The 14,894-nt window shown below is 64.5% G+C and carries 12 protein-coding genes; 8 read left to right on the top strand and 4 right to left on the bottom strand.

What is annotated here, in order from left to right; all coding sequences use genetic code 11:
• The first annotated feature begins 11 nt into the window (after positions 1-11).
• The 7 genes from ACTJI5_RS10700 to ACTJI5_RS10670 all read left to right on the top strand — a co-directional run bounded on the left by ACTJI5_RS10700 (position 12) and on the right by ACTJI5_RS10670 (position 8,728).
• Positions 12-1,190 carry a DUF2059 domain-containing protein gene (locus ACTJI5_RS10700; RefSeq protein WP_440860276.1) on the top strand — a complete coding sequence of 393 codons (1,179 nt, stop codon included), beginning with the start codon at positions 12-14 and terminating at the stop codon, positions 1,188-1,190.
• Between the two features lie 22 nt (positions 1,191-1,212).
• The gene (gene gltB, locus ACTJI5_RS10695; RefSeq protein WP_440860275.1) at positions 1,213-5,742 is read left to right on the top strand and encodes a glutamate synthase large subunit; all 4,530 of its coding nucleotides are present in this window, start codon (positions 1,213-1,215) and stop codon (positions 5,740-5,742) included.
• Between the two features lie 212 nt (positions 5,743-5,954).
• Complete coding sequence (locus ACTJI5_RS10690) at positions 5,955-6,380, top strand: hypothetical protein (protein ID WP_440860274.1); 426 nt, start codon at positions 5,955-5,957, stop codon at positions 6,378-6,380.
• Positions 6,381-6,457: 77 nt separating this feature from the next.
• Positions 6,458-7,129 carry a glutathione S-transferase family protein gene (locus tag ACTJI5_RS10685; RefSeq protein ID WP_058537165.1) on the top strand — a complete coding sequence of 224 codons (672 nt, stop codon included), beginning with the start codon at positions 6,458-6,460 and terminating at the stop codon, positions 7,127-7,129.
• Between the two features lie 283 nt (positions 7,130-7,412).
• Positions 7,413-7,910, top strand: coding sequence for a response regulator transcription factor (locus tag ACTJI5_RS10680; protein WP_440860273.1), 498 nt, complete (start codon positions 7,413-7,415; stop codon positions 7,908-7,910).
• A 23-nt stretch (positions 7,911-7,933) separates the two neighbouring features.
• Positions 7,934-8,278 (top strand): hypothetical protein, encoded by a 345-nt coding sequence (locus ACTJI5_RS10675; protein WP_440860272.1) that lies wholly within the window; start codon positions 7,934-7,936, stop codon positions 8,276-8,278.
• Between the two features lie 291 nt (positions 8,279-8,569).
• Positions 8,570-8,728: a hypothetical protein gene (locus ACTJI5_RS10670; protein WP_156419692.1), complete on the top strand. Its 159-nt coding sequence runs from the start codon at positions 8,570-8,572 to the stop codon at positions 8,726-8,728.
• On the opposite strand, the gene ACTJI5_RS10665 is transcribed toward ACTJI5_RS10670, so the two are convergent.
• Complete coding sequence (locus tag ACTJI5_RS10665) at positions 8,729-9,331, bottom strand: YdeI/OmpD-associated family protein (RefSeq protein WP_440860271.1); 603 nt, start codon at positions 9,329-9,331, stop codon at positions 8,729-8,731. It lies immediately after the preceding gene.
• Complete coding sequence (gene ubiG / locus ACTJI5_RS10660) at positions 9,319-10,044, bottom strand: bifunctional 2-polyprenyl-6-hydroxyphenol methylase/3-demethylubiquinol 3-O-methyltransferase UbiG (protein WP_440860270.1); 726 nt, start codon at positions 10,042-10,044, stop codon at positions 9,319-9,321. Before ubiG ends, ACTJI5_RS10665 begins: the two co-directional genes overlap by 13 nt.
• Positions 10,045-10,204: 160 nt before the next feature.
• On the opposite strand from ubiG, the gene ACTJI5_RS10655 reads away from it, so the two are divergent.
• A complete protein-coding gene (locus ACTJI5_RS10655) occupies positions 10,205-11,452 on the top strand; it encodes an aspartate kinase (protein WP_310255408.1) in 1,248 nt (415 codons plus the stop codon).
• A gap of 39 nt (positions 11,453-11,491) precedes the next feature.
• Here the strand turns inward: ACTJI5_RS10655 and ACTJI5_RS10650 are convergent, their stop codons facing one another.
• Entirely contained in the window at positions 11,492-12,112 is a 621-nt protein-coding gene (locus ACTJI5_RS10650; protein ID WP_440860269.1) for an inner membrane-spanning protein YciB, read from the bottom strand.
• Positions 12,113-12,358: 246 nt separating this feature from the next.
• On the bottom strand, positions 12,359-14,560 hold the full coding sequence (gene katG / locus ACTJI5_RS10645) for a catalase/peroxidase HPI (RefSeq protein WP_440860268.1): 2,202 nt from the start codon (positions 14,558-14,560) through the stop codon (positions 12,359-12,361).
• Between the last annotated feature and the right edge of the window lie 334 nt (positions 14,561-14,894).

The raw sequence follows: 14,894 nt of genomic DNA, 5'->3' as shown, positions 1-14,894 counted from the left end.
GGAAATATATGATGCCGTCGTTCCAATCGATCCTGCTTGCCGGTGCTGCCGCGATGCTGCCGCTGGGCGCATCCGCCCATGCCGCGCAGAAGGAAGCGCCGGTCGCCGAGGTCGTCGCGGCGCCCGTCGAGGATGAGACCGCCGCCCCGTACGACAGCGAAGCCGCTGCCGCCGAGGCCAAGGCGAAGATGCAGAAGGAAATGGACGAGGCGATCGCCCTCGTCGAAAAAATGTTCGACACGAGCAGCCTGCCGCCGATCGACCCTGCCCGCCTGACGCTCGCAGAGCAGACGACCGCCGCGCTGATCCCCGCCGGCAGCATCGAGAAGATGGTCGACAATCTCTACGGCAAGATGTTCAAGACGATCATGGGCGAGTTCGGCGGCCAGTCGGACCTGATGCTCTCGATCCAGACCGGCGTCGAAAGCGAACAGATCGCCAAGCTCGACGAAGCGACGAAGGCCAAGGTCGCCGACATGTTCGACCCGCACCGCAAGGAACGCGAAGACCAGATCACCAAGGTGATCAAGCCGCTGATCAGCGAAGTGCTGGGCGACATGGAACCGCCGATGCGGAGCGGCCTCGCCAAAGCCTATGCGCGCAAGTTCACCGGCGCGCAGCTCACCGACATCAACGGCTTCCTCGCGACGCCCACCGGCACACTCTACGCCAATGAATGGATGGCGCTGCAGGCCGATCCCGAGGTGATGCTCGCGGTAATCAAGGCGGTGCCGCCGCTGATCACCAAATTCATCGACCGCGCGCCCGAACTCGAGAAGGATTTCAAGGATCTGCCGAAGGAAAAGCAGCTCTCCGACTTCGACGACAAGGAACTCGCCAAGCTTGCCAAGCTGATGAAGGTCGATGTGAAGCTGCTGAAGGAACAGCGCGACCAGTGGAACAGCGCGACCGACGATGCCGTCGAAGCGACCGAGGCGGTCGCGGTTGAAGCTGCCGACGATTATGCTGTCGATGCGGCTGCCGATGTGGCGACTGCAGCTGCCGCCGCCGAAGCCGTGGACGCTGCGGTCGTTGACCCCGCCTACGACCGCGGCAACTGGTCGGCCGCCGACCTGAAGCGCGTCGAGGAACTCGAAACCGCTTACGAAAACGCCTCGCTCGCCGCGCAGCAAGCCGCCGAGGAAGCGGAGGCGAATGCGAGCAAGCGTTCAAAACTGCCCAACAACTAGACACCTACCCGTCAGGACGACAATGATGACCCACTATCCCACCCCCGATCACGCGCGGCTCGAAGCCGAAGGCATGTATCGCCCCGACATGGAATCCGATGCCTGCGGCGTCGGCATGGTCGCGGCGACCGACGGCAAGCCGTCGCGCCGCGTCGTCGAGGCGGCGATCGAAGCCTTGCGCGCCGTCTGGCACCGCGGCGCGGTCGACGCCGACGGCAAGACCGGGGATGGGGCGGGCATCCACGTCGACCTGCCCGTCCGCTTCTTCGACGATGCGATCGCAGCATCAGGCCACAAGGTGCGCCCGAACCGTCTCGCCGTCGGCATGGTCTTCCTGCCGCGCACCGACTTGGGCGCGCAGGAAGAATGCCGCACGATCGTCGAGGCCGAGATCATCGACGCGGGCTTCACCATCTACGGCTGGCGCCAGGTGCCCGTCGACGTCTCGGTGATCGGCGACAAGGCGCAGCGCACGCGCCCCGAGATCGAGCAGATCATGATCGCGGGCCCCCTGCCCGACGAACAGTCGATCGCCGAGTTCGAAAAGCAGCTCTATCTCGTCCGCCGCCGGATCGAGAAAAAGGTCATCGCGGCGCAGATCGCCGACTTCTATATCTGCAGCCTGTCGGCGCGCTCGATCATCTACAAGGGCCTGTTCCTCGCGGAAAGCCTTGCGGACTTTTATCCCGACCTCACGAACAAGCTGTTCGAGAGCCGCGTCGCGATCTTCCACCAGCGCTATTCGACGAACACCTTCCCGCAATGGTGGCTGGCGCAGCCGTTCCGCTGCCTTGCGCATAATGGCGAGATCAACACGATCCGCGGCAACAAGAACTGGATGAAGAGCCACGAGATCAAGATGGCGAGCCTCGCGTTCGGCGAGCATTCGGAAGACATCAAGCCGGTGATCCCTGCCGGCGCGTCGGACACCGCTGCGCTCGACGCGGTGTTCGAGGCGCTGTGCCGCGCCGGCCGCGACGCGCCGACCGCGAAGCTGATCCTCGTCCCCGAGGCGTGGACGACCGAATGCGACGTCCCCGACAACCACCGCGCGATGTACTCCTACCTCGCCAGCGTGATGGAGCCGTGGGACGGCCCTGCCGCGCTCGCGATGACCGACGGCCGCTGGGCGGTCGCGGGCATGGACCGCAACGCGCTGCGCCCGCTGCGCTATACGCTCACCGCCGACAATCTGCTCGTCGTCGGCTCCGAAAGCGGCATGGTGCTGCTCCCCGAGGCGAGCATCCGCAAGAAGGGCCGCCTCGGCCCCGGCCAGATGATCGCGGTCGATCTCGACGACGGCACGCTCTACGAAGACCTCGCGATCAAAGACAAGATCGCCGACGCGCAGGATTATCGCTCGCGCGTCAAGGGTTTCCGCACGATGGCCGACTTGCCGAAGGGCGGTAAGGCGAGCCTGCCGCAATGGGACCGGAGCGAACTGCTGCGCCGTCAGGTCGCCGCCGGGCTGACCATGGAGGACATGGAACTGATCCTCTCGCCGATGGTCGAGGACGCCAAGGAAGCGATCGGCTCGATGGGCGACGATACGCCGCTCGCGGTCATCTCCGACAAGCCGCGCCACGTCGCGCAATTCTTCCGCCAGAATTTCAGCCAGGTCACCAACCCGCCGATCGACAGCCTGCGCGAACGGCATGTGATGAGCCTGAAGACGCGCTTTGCCAACCTCGCGAACATCCTCGACGAGAAAGGCCAGAGCGACCACGTCCTCGTGATCGACAGCCCCGTGCTCGTCGGCGACGACTGGGATCGCCTCCGCGCCTATTTCGGCGATGCGGTCGCCGACATCGACTGCACCTTCGCCGCGGGCGGCGATGCGTCGACGCTGCGCGAGGCGATCGCGCGCGTTCGCCGCGAGGCCGAGGATGCGGTGCGTGCGGGACGCTCCGAACTGTTCCTGAGCGACCAGTCGATCGGCGAAGGCCGCGTCGGCATGGCGATGGTCCTCGCCGCCGCCGCAGTCCACACGCATCTCGTCCGCAAGGGACTGCGAAGCTACGCCTCGATCAACGTCCGTTCGGCCGAGGTTCTGGACACCCACGCCTTCGCGGTGCTCGTCGGCGTCGGCGCGACGACCGTCCACGCTTATCTGACCGAAGCGGCGATCGCCGACCGTCAGGCGCGCGGGCTGTTCGGCGAGCTGAGCCTCGACGACTGCCGCCTGCGTTTCCGCAAGGCGATCGACGACGGGCTGCTCAAGATCCTCGCCAAAATGGGGATCGCGGTGATCTCCTCCTATCGCGGCGGCTATAATTTCGAGGCGGTCGGCCTGTCGCGCGCGCTCGTCAACGACCTGTTCCCCGGCATGCCGGCAAAGATCTCGGGCGAGGGCTATCAGTCGCTCTTCATCAACGCGACCGACAAGCATAGCGCGGCGTTCGACAAGCGCGTCACCACGCTGCCGATCGGCGGTTTCTATCGCCAGCGCGCGGGCGGCGAGGCGCATGCCTATTCGGCGCAGCTGATGCATTTGCTCCAGACCGCGGTCGCGACCGACAGCTATTCGACCTATCTGCAATTCGCGCGCGGCGTCGCCGACCTGCCGCCGATCTATCTGCGCGACCTGATGGAGTTCAACTATCCGGCGCAAGGCGTCGCGCTCGACAGCGTCGAGGCGATCACCGAGATCCGCAAGCGCTTTGTCACCCCCGGCATGTCGCTCGGCGCATTGTCGCCCGAGGCGCATGAAACGCTCGCGATCGCGATGAACCGCATCGGCGCGAAAGCCGTGTCGGGGGAAGGCGGCGAAGCGAGCGAACGCTATCGCCCCTATGCGAACGGCGACAACGCCAACAGCAACATCAAGCAGATCGCGAGCGGCCGCTTCGGCGTCACCGCCGAATATCTCGGCGCGTGCGACGAGATCGAGATCAAGGTCGCACAAGGCGCCAAGCCCGGCGAAGGCGGCCAGCTTCCGGGCTTCAAGGTCACCGAATTCATCGCGCGCCTGCGTCATGCGACGCCGGGCGTGACGCTGATCAGCCCGCCGCCGCACCACGACATCTATTCGATCGAGGATCTGGCGCAGCTTATCTATGACCTGAAGCAGATCAACCCCAAGGCGCGCGTCTGCGTCAAGCTCGTCAGCTCGGCGGGCATCGGCACCGTCGCGGCGGGCGTCGCCAAGGCGCACGCCGACGTCATCCTCGTCGCCGGCAACACCGGCGGCACCGGCGCCTCGCCGCAAACCAGCGTCAAATACGCCGGCACGCCGTGGGAAATGGGCCTGTCCGAAGTCAATCAGGTCCTCACCCTCAACGGCCTGCGCCACCGCATCCGCCTCCGCACCGACGGCGGGCTCAAGACCGGGCGCGACATCGTGATCGCCGCGATCCTGGGCGCCGAGGAATATGGCATCGGGACGCTCAGCCTCGTCGCGATGGGCTGCATCATGGTGCGCCAGTGCCATTCGAACACCTGCCCCGTCGGCGTCTGCACGCAGGACGAGAAGCTGCGCCAGAAGTTCACCGGCTCGCCCGAGAAGGTCATCAACCTGATGACCTTCATCGCCGAGGAGGTGCGCGAAATCCTCGCGAAGCTCGGCTGCCGCAGCCTCGACGAGGTGATCGGCCGCACCGAATTGCTGCGTCAGGTCAGCCGCGGCGCCGAACATCTCGACGACCTCGACCTGAACCCGATCCTCGCCAAGGTCGACGCCCCCGACGATCAGCGCCGTTCGCAAGGCCCGAGCTTCCGCAACCCGGTGCCCGACAGCCTCGACGCGCAGATCCTCAATGACGCGAAGCCCCTGTTCGAGCGTGGCGAGCGCATGCAGCTCACCTACAACGTCCGCAACACGCACCGCGCCGTCGGCACGCGACTATCGGCCGAGGTCACCGCGCGCTTCGGAATGAAGGGGCTCGCCGACAATCATGTGCAGGTGCGCCTGCGCGGCACCGCGGGCCAGTCCTTGGGCGCTTTCCTGTGCCAGGGCATCACGCTCGAAGTGTTCGGCGACGCGAACGACTATGTCGGCAAGGGCCTCTCGGGCGGCCGCATCGTCGTGCGCCCGACCGTGTCGAGCCCGCTCGTCAGCCAGCACAACAGCATCATCGGCAACACCGTGCTCTATGGCGCGACCGCGGGGACGTTGCTCGCGGCCGGTCAGGCGGGCGAGCGCTTTGCGGTCCGCAACTCGGGCGCAAAGGTCGTCGTCGAGGGCTGCGGCGCCAATGGCTGCGAATATATGACCGGCGGCACCGCGGTGATCCTCGGCCCTGTCGGGTCGAACTTCGGCGCGGGCATGACCGGCGGTATGGCGTTCATCCTCGACACCGACGGCCAGTTCGAACGCCGCGCCAACGCCGAATCGATCGTTTGGCAACGGATCGACAGCGCGCATTGGGAAGCAACCTTGCGCGAACTCGTTGAGGATCATGCCCAGGCGACGGGCAGCAAATGGTCGAGCGAAGTCCTCGCCGACTGGGACCGCTGGCGGGACCAGTTCTGGCAGATCTGCCCGAAGGAAATGCTGACCCGCCTCGCGCATCCGCTGAGCGATGCCGAAGCTGAGGTGGTGGCGGCCGAGTAATATCCGTCGCCCCCGCGAAGGCGGGGGCCGCTGTCGGCTTGTCACGACACCGCGGTTCAGCCCCCGCCTTCGCGGGGGCGACGGATCATATTGTTTTGTCGCGCGTGCAATACGTTTCACCGCATCACCGGGCGCGTTCACCCCAGCGAAAGCGTCGCTTCCCTATAACCGCCGCTTTGCTGAACCCTTGCGTCCTTCGAAAGGATGGAGCCATGACCCGTTTCACGCTGATCGCCCTTCCCCTGCTCGCGCTCGCCGCGCCGCTGCCGGCGGCCGCCAATGAAATGCAGGGCGCCGTTGCGACGCTCAACGACCCCGTGACGCAGGACCGGATGGCCGACACGATCACGGCGATGGTGGGCGCGCTGATGCAGATGCAGGTTGGCCCGCTCGCGAAAGCCGTCGCGCAGATCGATCCCGAATCCGACGCCGCCTATATCCCGCCCGACGCCACGCTCGGCGAGGTGACCGGCCGCGACCCCGAATATGCCGAGCGCATGGGCGCCGACGTCCGCGCGAGCACGCGCATGGCCGGGCACGCCGCCTCGGCGCTCGCGGCTTATGCGCCGGTGCTCAAGGACATGGCGCGCGACTTCGCGGCGCAATGGGAACGCGAGCGCGAGGCATCGCGCCGCTGACGCTTAATCCACAATCGCTGGGCCGGCGCGCGCCATAGGCGTTGCGCGCGGCGCCCCGCTGCCGCTATGCCGGGGACATGTGGCAACTCTATCAATTCCCGCTCTGTCCCTTTTCGCGCAAGGTTCGCCTTTTGCTGGGCGAAAAGGGCGTCGGTTATGAATTGGTGCGCGAATCGCCGTGGGAGCGCCGCGACGAGTTCATCGATCTGAACCCGGCGGGGCGCACCCCGGTGATGGTCGATCAGGCGCGCGGCCAGGTGCTGATGGACAGCATGGCGATCGCCGAATATTTCGAGGAAACCGTCGAAGGCAAGGCGATGATCAACGGCACCGCGGCGAACCGCGCCGAGATCCGCCGGCTGACGTCGTGGTTCGATCATGACTTCTATTATGAAGTCACCGGCCCCCTGCTGTTCGAACGCATGCAAAAGCGCATCGTCCACCGCCAGCCGCCCGACGGCGGCGCGCTGCGCGAGGCGATGAAGGCGGCGAACAACCATCTCGATTATGTCGATTACCTCATCGACCACCGCACCTGGCTCGCCGGCGCGACGATGAGCCTCGCCGACCTGACCGCCGCGGCGCATATCTCGGTCGCCGACTATCTTGGCGGGATCGACTGGACGGGGCACGAACAGACGAAGGGCTGGTATTCGGGGCTGAAATCGCGCCCGAGTTTTCGGCCATTGCTGGCAGAGCGGATGGAGATCGTAACGCCGCCGAAATATTATGAGGATGTGGATTTTTAAATCCGCAGCTGCCCCCCTTTCTCTAACCCACATCCTGAACGACCGGGTAATGGCGGGTGCAGTCGGCGCCACCCGACTGGACAGTAAGCAGCCATTGGCACGCCCCCGCACCCAATGACCCTCCGGAGCTATGGCAAATCCGCCGTGTCGTTCTGCGTACCGAATTGACGCAACAAAGATCGTTACACCATTGGCACCAATTACCCGGCCAATCTGCCTAGGCGGCATTAAGCATAGGTACTAGGCTCGGCCATCGCCCCACGACTCAGCAATTGAATCCAAAGTGAAGCAGAATTTTCCTTTGCCGCCCGAAGCCGCCGCTCTGGCCGCGCGCCTTAGCGGACGTCAACGTGAATGCCTGATACTTGTCAGAAATGGCCTTACTTCCAAAGAGATCGGGCGCTTGCTGTCGCTTGCTCCGTCGACGGTCGACAATCATCTGAACGCGGCGACCGAAAGGCTTGGCTGTTCATCGCGCGCCATCGCAGCTCAAATCCTGGAGATGGCGGAGCAATTTGGCGATCAATCCCACATCGGGAACGAAACAAAAACCAGCAGCAATGAATCAGAACATTCCGGCGATATGACCGCTCATCCAAGGCCGCGGCGCAGCTATTTTCTACCGCCGTTTGGAGGCTCGCCGAATGAGGAAACGGCGGCGCGCCGGATTACACATATCGGCTTGATAGCAATTGCCGCCACAATGGCGTTCGCCGCCATCACAATAACCGTTGCGGGGGTAATTGAGCTGTTCAGTAGCATTTTTCGGAAGCATCCATGACCAATCGATGGAGGAGGCATGTGATGCACAAGATAGAACAAGGGGTCGGGACCGTGGTTGCAGCGGATACGCGGACAACGATGGCGTCGGTGGATGCCACCTATCTCGCCCAAGCCCGGATGGCGGCCAGCATCGTCGAAGCAGCCACGGCCTCCGATCTGCCGGCAGGCGCGACGCAAGAATTGCTGGAAGCGGTGACCGACAGCATGACACAAGTCGTGGCGGGCCGAACCAAACTGATTAAGGCTCTTAGCCAGCTTCAGCAGATACAGAGCAAGAGCAATCTGCGGGAAGTCGGCTTCGGCTGCCCCGGCGGCCTCCCGAGCCAAGCGTCCCTGGCGGCGCAGAACGAACAGATCACGCCTTAGATTCAACGGGATTCAATGATACAAGCATTATTCTACTTCTACCTTCTATCTACGCTCGCCATATCATCGATTTTCGGTGAAACTGTCGAGCGTAGATTCTGCTTATATCTATTGATTTCATCAATAATAACCCATGCCATTCAAGCAAATTTTCCCTTTCCTTCCTACCTTTATTATATCATTCCGATCGATGCTTCGATTTTCACATACTCGCTCTACCTTGCATTAACGAGAAATCGCTTTTGGCCCATTTGGTTTGCCGGCTTTCTAGTGGTCGGTATGGCGGCGTCGGTGAGCATATTGGTTTTCCGTAACCTCAACCCGTTCATCGTGTTCGCGGCCAGTGCCTTCTGGTCGCTGCCAGCGCTCGCCTGCATGGCCTATGGAACCTATCGCGACGGACAACGACGCACGAAGCCCTCCCCCGCATTCAGCAGGGTGATCGATTAACTAGCAGCCCTTATATTTCCAGTTCCGGTCCTTGCCCTCGGCGACCTGCGCGACGATCGTTTCGATGCGTTTGACGCGCGTTTCCTCGCGCTTCGCCTCGAGCACCCATTCGATATAATCGCGCCGCTTGCCGGGCGAGAAGGCGTCCCAATGGCCTTGCGCCGCGGTATTGGCCTTCAGCGCCGTGCCGAGATCGGCCGGCAGATCGAGCGCCGCCTTGGGCTTCGGCGCCGGGCGTTTCGGCTTGCCCCCGGCACAGAGCGCCGCCGCCTTGGCTATGAATGCTGCCATCTCCGTGTCGGAGGGCAGGTCGGCCAGCGAGGCCAGCCGTCCCATGCTGCCCATCGCCCCGGTATCGCGCGGCGATCCGGTGACCTCCTCGTCGCGCCAGAAACCGAAGGTCGCATGGCCCTTGAACGCCGCCATGCCCGCGAGATTTTGCCCCTTCAGCACGAAGGCCGGCACGCCCCATTTCAGCGTCTCTTCGGCGCCCGGGGCGTATTTGTGGACCAGTTCGCGAAGGTGATTGAGGATCGGCTGCGCGAAGGGCTGCGCCTTCGCGATATAGGCATCGACGCGCGGGTCGCGGGTCAGCCCGGCCACCGTGCCGCGACCAGATAGTTGAGCGCCTCGCTGCCGCCGAGCTTGAAGCCCTTGGCAGGCGACGGCGACAGGCCGGTGCGGTCGACGACCTCCAGCCCCGCGTCTTCGAGCAGCTTCGTCAGTTCCTCGGGCTTCAGAAACTGATCCCAGTCGTGCGTCCCGCGCGGCACTGCGCCGACGCGCTCCGCCGCCTCGACGAGCAGCAGCTTTGACAGCATCGTGCGATTGGGGGTCGACAGGATCATCAGCCCGCCGGGCGCGAGCCGCGCCGCGAGTTCGCCGATAAAGGCGGCCGGATCGGTGACATGCTCGACGACTTCCATCGAGGTGACGAGGTCGAAGGTCGCGGGCGCCAGCGCAGCGAGTTCGCCGGCAAAATAGCTGATCGACAGCCCCTGCCCCGTCGCATGATCGCGCGCGGCAGCGATATTTTCCGGTGCCGCATCGACACCCGTCACCTTGGCGCCCATCCGCGCCAGCGGTTCGGCAAGCAGTCCCGCTCCGCACCCGACATCAATCGCGCTGCGCCCGGCAAGCGCATAACGCTCGCGCGCATCGACATGCCAATGCGCGTCGATCTGATCGCGAATATAGGCAAGCCGCACCGGGTTGAGCTTGTGCAGCATCGCCGACGAGCCGTGCGGGTCCCACCAGTCGGCGGCGAGCGCACCGAAATGGGCGGCTTCGTGCGGGTTGATCGTGGCGGCACTCATGCCCCGCGATGTGGCACCGTGCCTCGCGCCATGCAAGAAATTCTATCGCGCGCATACGATGCCGGCCTTGCCATCGCCCGCCCCCTTGCCTAACAGCGCGAGCGCCGCAGAAATGCTCGGAAAAGTTGCGGCCGAAACCAGATTGAGAAAGCGGGGCGACATGGCGCGGATCGTGATGAAATTCGGGGGCACGTCGATGGCGGGCACCGAGCGGATTCGCACCGTGGCGAAACTCGTCGCGCGCGAAGTCGCCAACGGTAACGAGGTCGCGGTCGTCGTCTCGGCGATGGCGGGCGAAACCGACCGGCTTGTGGGTTTCTGCCGCGAGGCGAACCCGCGCTACGACCCCGCCGAATATGACGTCGTCGTCGCCGCGGGCGAACAGATCACCTCGGGGCTGCTCGCACTCACCTTGCAAGCCATGGGCACCCCCGCGCGCAGCTGGCTCGGCTGGCAGCTCCCGATCCGCACCGAAGAAGCCCACGCCCGCGCGCGCATCACCGACATCGACACCGGCGCGCTCGGCGCCGCGATGGCGAAGGGCGAGGTCGCGGTGATCCCGGGCTTCCAGGGCCTGATGGACGACGGCCGCGTCTCGACGCTCGGCCGCGGTGGGTCGGACACGAGTGCGGTCGCGGTGGCGGCGGCGCTCAAGGCCGATCGCTGCGACATCTACACCGACGTCGACGGCGTCTACACGACCGACCCGCGCATCGTCGCGCGTGCGCGCAAGCTCGACTATGTGACCTATGAGGAAATGCTCGAACTCGCGAGCGTCGGCGCCAAAGTGCTCCAGACGCGCTCGGTCGGGCTCGCGATGAAAGAGGGCGTGCGCGTGCAGGTGCTCTCGAGCTTCGTCGAGGGCGACGAGGCTCCCAAAAAAGGCACGATGATCGTCAGCGACGAGGAAATAGAGGAACATCAGATGGAACGGCAGCTGATCACCGGCATCGCCCACGACAAGAATGAAGCGAAGATCATCGTCACGCGCGTGCCCGACAAGCCGGGCGCGGTCGCGAACATCTTCGGCCCGCTCGCCGCGGCCGGGATCAACGTCGACATGATCATCCAGAACGTCGGCCGCGAAAAGGGCGAGACCGACGTGACCTTCACCGTTCCCGCCATCGACCTCATCCGCTCGATCGACCTGCTCGAAGCCGCGAAGGACAAGATCGGCTTCAACCGCATCATCAGCGACGACAAGGTCGCGAAAATCAGCGTCGTCGGCGTCGGGATGAAGAGCCACGCCGGTGTCGCGAGCACGATGTTCCGCGCGCTGGCCGACCGCGGCATCAACATCCAGGCGATCTCGACCAGCGAGATCAAGGTCAGCGTGCTGATCGACGAGGATGAAACCGAACTCGCGGTGCGCGTCCTCCACACCGCTTACGGGCTCGACGCCGAGTAATAGGTTACGTCGCCCCAGCGAAAGCGGGAGCCGCTGTCGTCATTCCACGCCGCCAGCGATCCCGGCTTTCGCTGGGATGACGGGCGAAATGTGCTGCAGCTCGCCGCCCGCGCGGCGGCGCAGCCGCGCCTGCCCGATGAAATGCACCACCGCGATGTGGACCGCGAACAGCCCGAACTTCGATGCCAGCGGGAAAATCCCGATGAACAGCGGCCACCATGCGGTGAAGAAGAGCGCGATGACGAGGTTCAGCCCCGCGCTCGTGAACATCAACGCCGCCCAGATCATTCCGAACCTGTCCATCACATCGCCGACCAGCGCCAGCTGTTCGGGCAGAATATAACGATTGAGCCAGCCCTTGCGGAGCATCACCGACCCGACGATCAGATAGACGATCGTCGGCTTGGCCATCACGAAGCGCGGGTCACCGGTAAAGAGCGTCGCCGCAGCGGTGAAGAGCACCGAGGCCAGGCTGATCCATTGCAGCGCCGCGACTTTCTTGCCACGCACCAATTCATAACCGACGACCGCGAGAGCAACGACGGTGCCCGCAATCGTCGCGGGCACGATCCCCGCACCGGCGACCAGCAGCACCGCAAAGACGAGCACGCCGAGCGAGTCGAACAGCATCGGTCCGAGAGCGTAGAGCAAGGTTTTCATCCGCCTGTCCTTTCCGACTCAATGTTATCGACGTAAACATTGGTTGCAGATCGCGTCGGCGTCAAGGATAAATTGACATTGTTAACATTGCTTGCGGTGAAACGCCGCGTTGCGTCGATCAGCTGCGGAGCCGCACCCTCACCCAAAAAAGAAAGACCCGCCCCCGGGCCCATGTCCCCGGGGGCGGGCCGCGACCCGTCGTCTTGTACGGCCGCCGCTGTCNGCGGGGACAGCGGCGCCAGAAGATCAGGCGAGGTCGAAACGGTCGGCGTTCATCACCTTGGTCCAGGCTTTGACGAAGTCCTTCACGAACTTCTCTTCATGGCCGGTCTCGGCATAGACCTCGGCGACCGCGCGCAGTTCGGCGTTGGAGCCGAAGATCAGGTCGGCGCGGGTGGCGCGCCACGTCTCGCCGCCGCCCTTGCGGTCGGTCGCGACATATTCCTGATCGTCCGAGCCGTCGACGGCCTTCCACACATTGGTCATGTCGAGCAGGTTGACGAAGAAGTCGTTCGTCAGCTGGCCCGACCGCTTGGTGAAATGGCCATGCCCGCGCTCGCCGTGATTGGCGCCGAGCACGCGCAGCCCGCCGATCAGCACGATCATTTCGGGCACTGACAGGCCGAGCAGCGAGGCGCGATCGAGCATCATCTCCTCGACCTTCACCGCCAGCTTCTTCTTGCCGAGATAGTTGCGGAAGGCGTCAGCCTCGGGCTCCATCACCGCGAAGCTGTCGGCGTCGGTCTGCTCGTCGGTCGCATCGCCGCGGCCGCCGGTGAAGGGCACCGCGACGCTAAAGCCCGCATGCTTGATCGCCTTTTCAAGCCCGACGACGCCGCCGAGCACGATCGCATCGGCGATCGACAGATTGCCGCGCAGCCCGTCGAGCGTATCCAGCACCTTGGCGAGCATGGCAGGTTCGTTGACCTCCCAATCCTTTTGCGGCGCGAGCCGGACGCGCGCGCCGTTGGCGCCGCCGCGGAAGTCGGACTTGCGATAGGTGCTCGCCGACGCCCAGGCGGTCTTGATCAGCTGGCTGACGGTCAGGCCGCTGTTGGCGATCTTGTCCTTCACCGCCGCAACATCGACGTCCGATGGACGGGTGCCCGCGGGGATCGGGTCCTGCCAGATCAGGTCCTCGGCGGGCACTTCGGGGCCGAGGTAACGGATCTTGGGTCCCATGTCGCGGTGGGTCAGCTTGAACCAGGCGCGCGCGAAGGCATCCCGGAACGCGTCATGGTCGTCGCGGAATTTTTCGCTGATCTTGCGGTACGCCGGATCGCGCTTTAGCGCCATGTCGGCGGTCGTCATCATCGTCGGGACCTTGATGTTCGGATCCCAGGCCGCGGGGGCCATATCCTCTTCCTTCTGGCCGATCGGCTGCCACTGGTTGGCGCCCGCCGGCGACTGCACCAGTTCGTAATCATAGTCGAACAGCAGGCGGAAGAAATTGTCGGTCCATTTGTCGGGCGTGTTCGTCCACGCGCCTTCGAGGCCGCTGGTGACGGTATGTTCGCCGATGCCCCCGCTCTCATGGCCGCTGACCCAGCCAAAGCCTTGCGCGGCGAGATCGCCGCCCGAGGGCGCGGCGCCGAGCAGCGACGCGTCGCCGTTGCCGTGCGCCTTGCCAAAGGTATGGCCGCCCGCGGTCAGCGCGACGGTTTCCTCGTCGTTCATCGCCATCCGCGCGAAGGTTTCCTTCATGTCGCGCGCCATGCCTTCATTGTCGTGCGAATTGCCCTGCGGCCCTTCAGGATTGACGTAGATCAGGCCCATCTGGATCGCGGCGAGCGGGCCTTCGATCTCGTGCATGCCATGTTCGGGGGAGATGCGCGTCTGCACGCCCTGGTTCACCCATTTGTCTTCGCTGCCCCAATAAATGTCGCGCTCGGGCTCGAACACGTCGGCGCGGCCGCCGCCGAAGCCGAACACCGGGCCGCCCATGCTTTCGATCGCGACATTGCCGGCGAGGATGAACAGGTCGGCCCAGCTGATCTTGTTGCCGTATTTCTGCTTGATCGGCCACAGCAAGCGGCGCGCCTTGTCGAGATTGCCATTGTCGGGCCAGCTGTCGAGCGGCGCAAAGCGCTGTTGCCCGCTGTTCGCGCCGCCGCGGCCGTCGGCGGTGCGATAGGTGCCCGCGGCGTGCCACGCCATGCGGATGAAGAAGGGTCCATAATGGCCATAGTCGGCCGGCCACCAAGGCTGGCTATCGGTCATCAGCGCGGTCAGGTCGGCCTTCAGCGCCTGATAGTCGAGCGACTTGAACGCCGCGGCATAATCGAAATCGTCGCCCAGCGGGTTCGACGAACCATTGGGGTTGAGGATCTCGGTCGCCAGCATCTCGGGCCACCAGTCCTTGTTGGTGCGGCCGAGCAGCGCACGCGCGCCGCCGGGCTGGTGAACCGGGCAGCCGCCCGCGGGATCGATGGGGGTGGGGTCGTTCATGCAGTCTCTCCTTTTATGGTTTGGGCCTTTTTGGTTTGGGAATGCTGACGCGGCCGGATGACCGGCGCATGACGAGCCGACGACTTCAAGGTCGCCGGGTGGTTTCGGCGCAGGCAAGCACCGAGTCGGTCACACCATCCTTTCGCTCTGACCAGGGGAGGATAGGCCGCGCCGGCCAATCGACCTAAACGAATAAGGTGAATTCAGTGATTGAGTGGTCCGATTACAACGCCGCAGCCGCGAAGATGTTCGCTGGCCTTGTCGCGCAACCGCCACGGCCGGGCGAAAATGCGACGAGTGGTGGAACATCGGCTTGGTGGGGCGGGTTGAACCA

The sequence above is a fragment of the Sphingopyxis sp. 22461 genome (assembly GCF_052044915.1).
Taxonomy (GTDB): domain Bacteria; phylum Pseudomonadota; class Alphaproteobacteria; order Sphingomonadales; family Sphingomonadaceae; genus Sphingopyxis.
The sequence above is the reverse complement of the archived record's forward strand: the minus strand, read 5'-3'. Positions and strand labels throughout refer to the sequence as shown.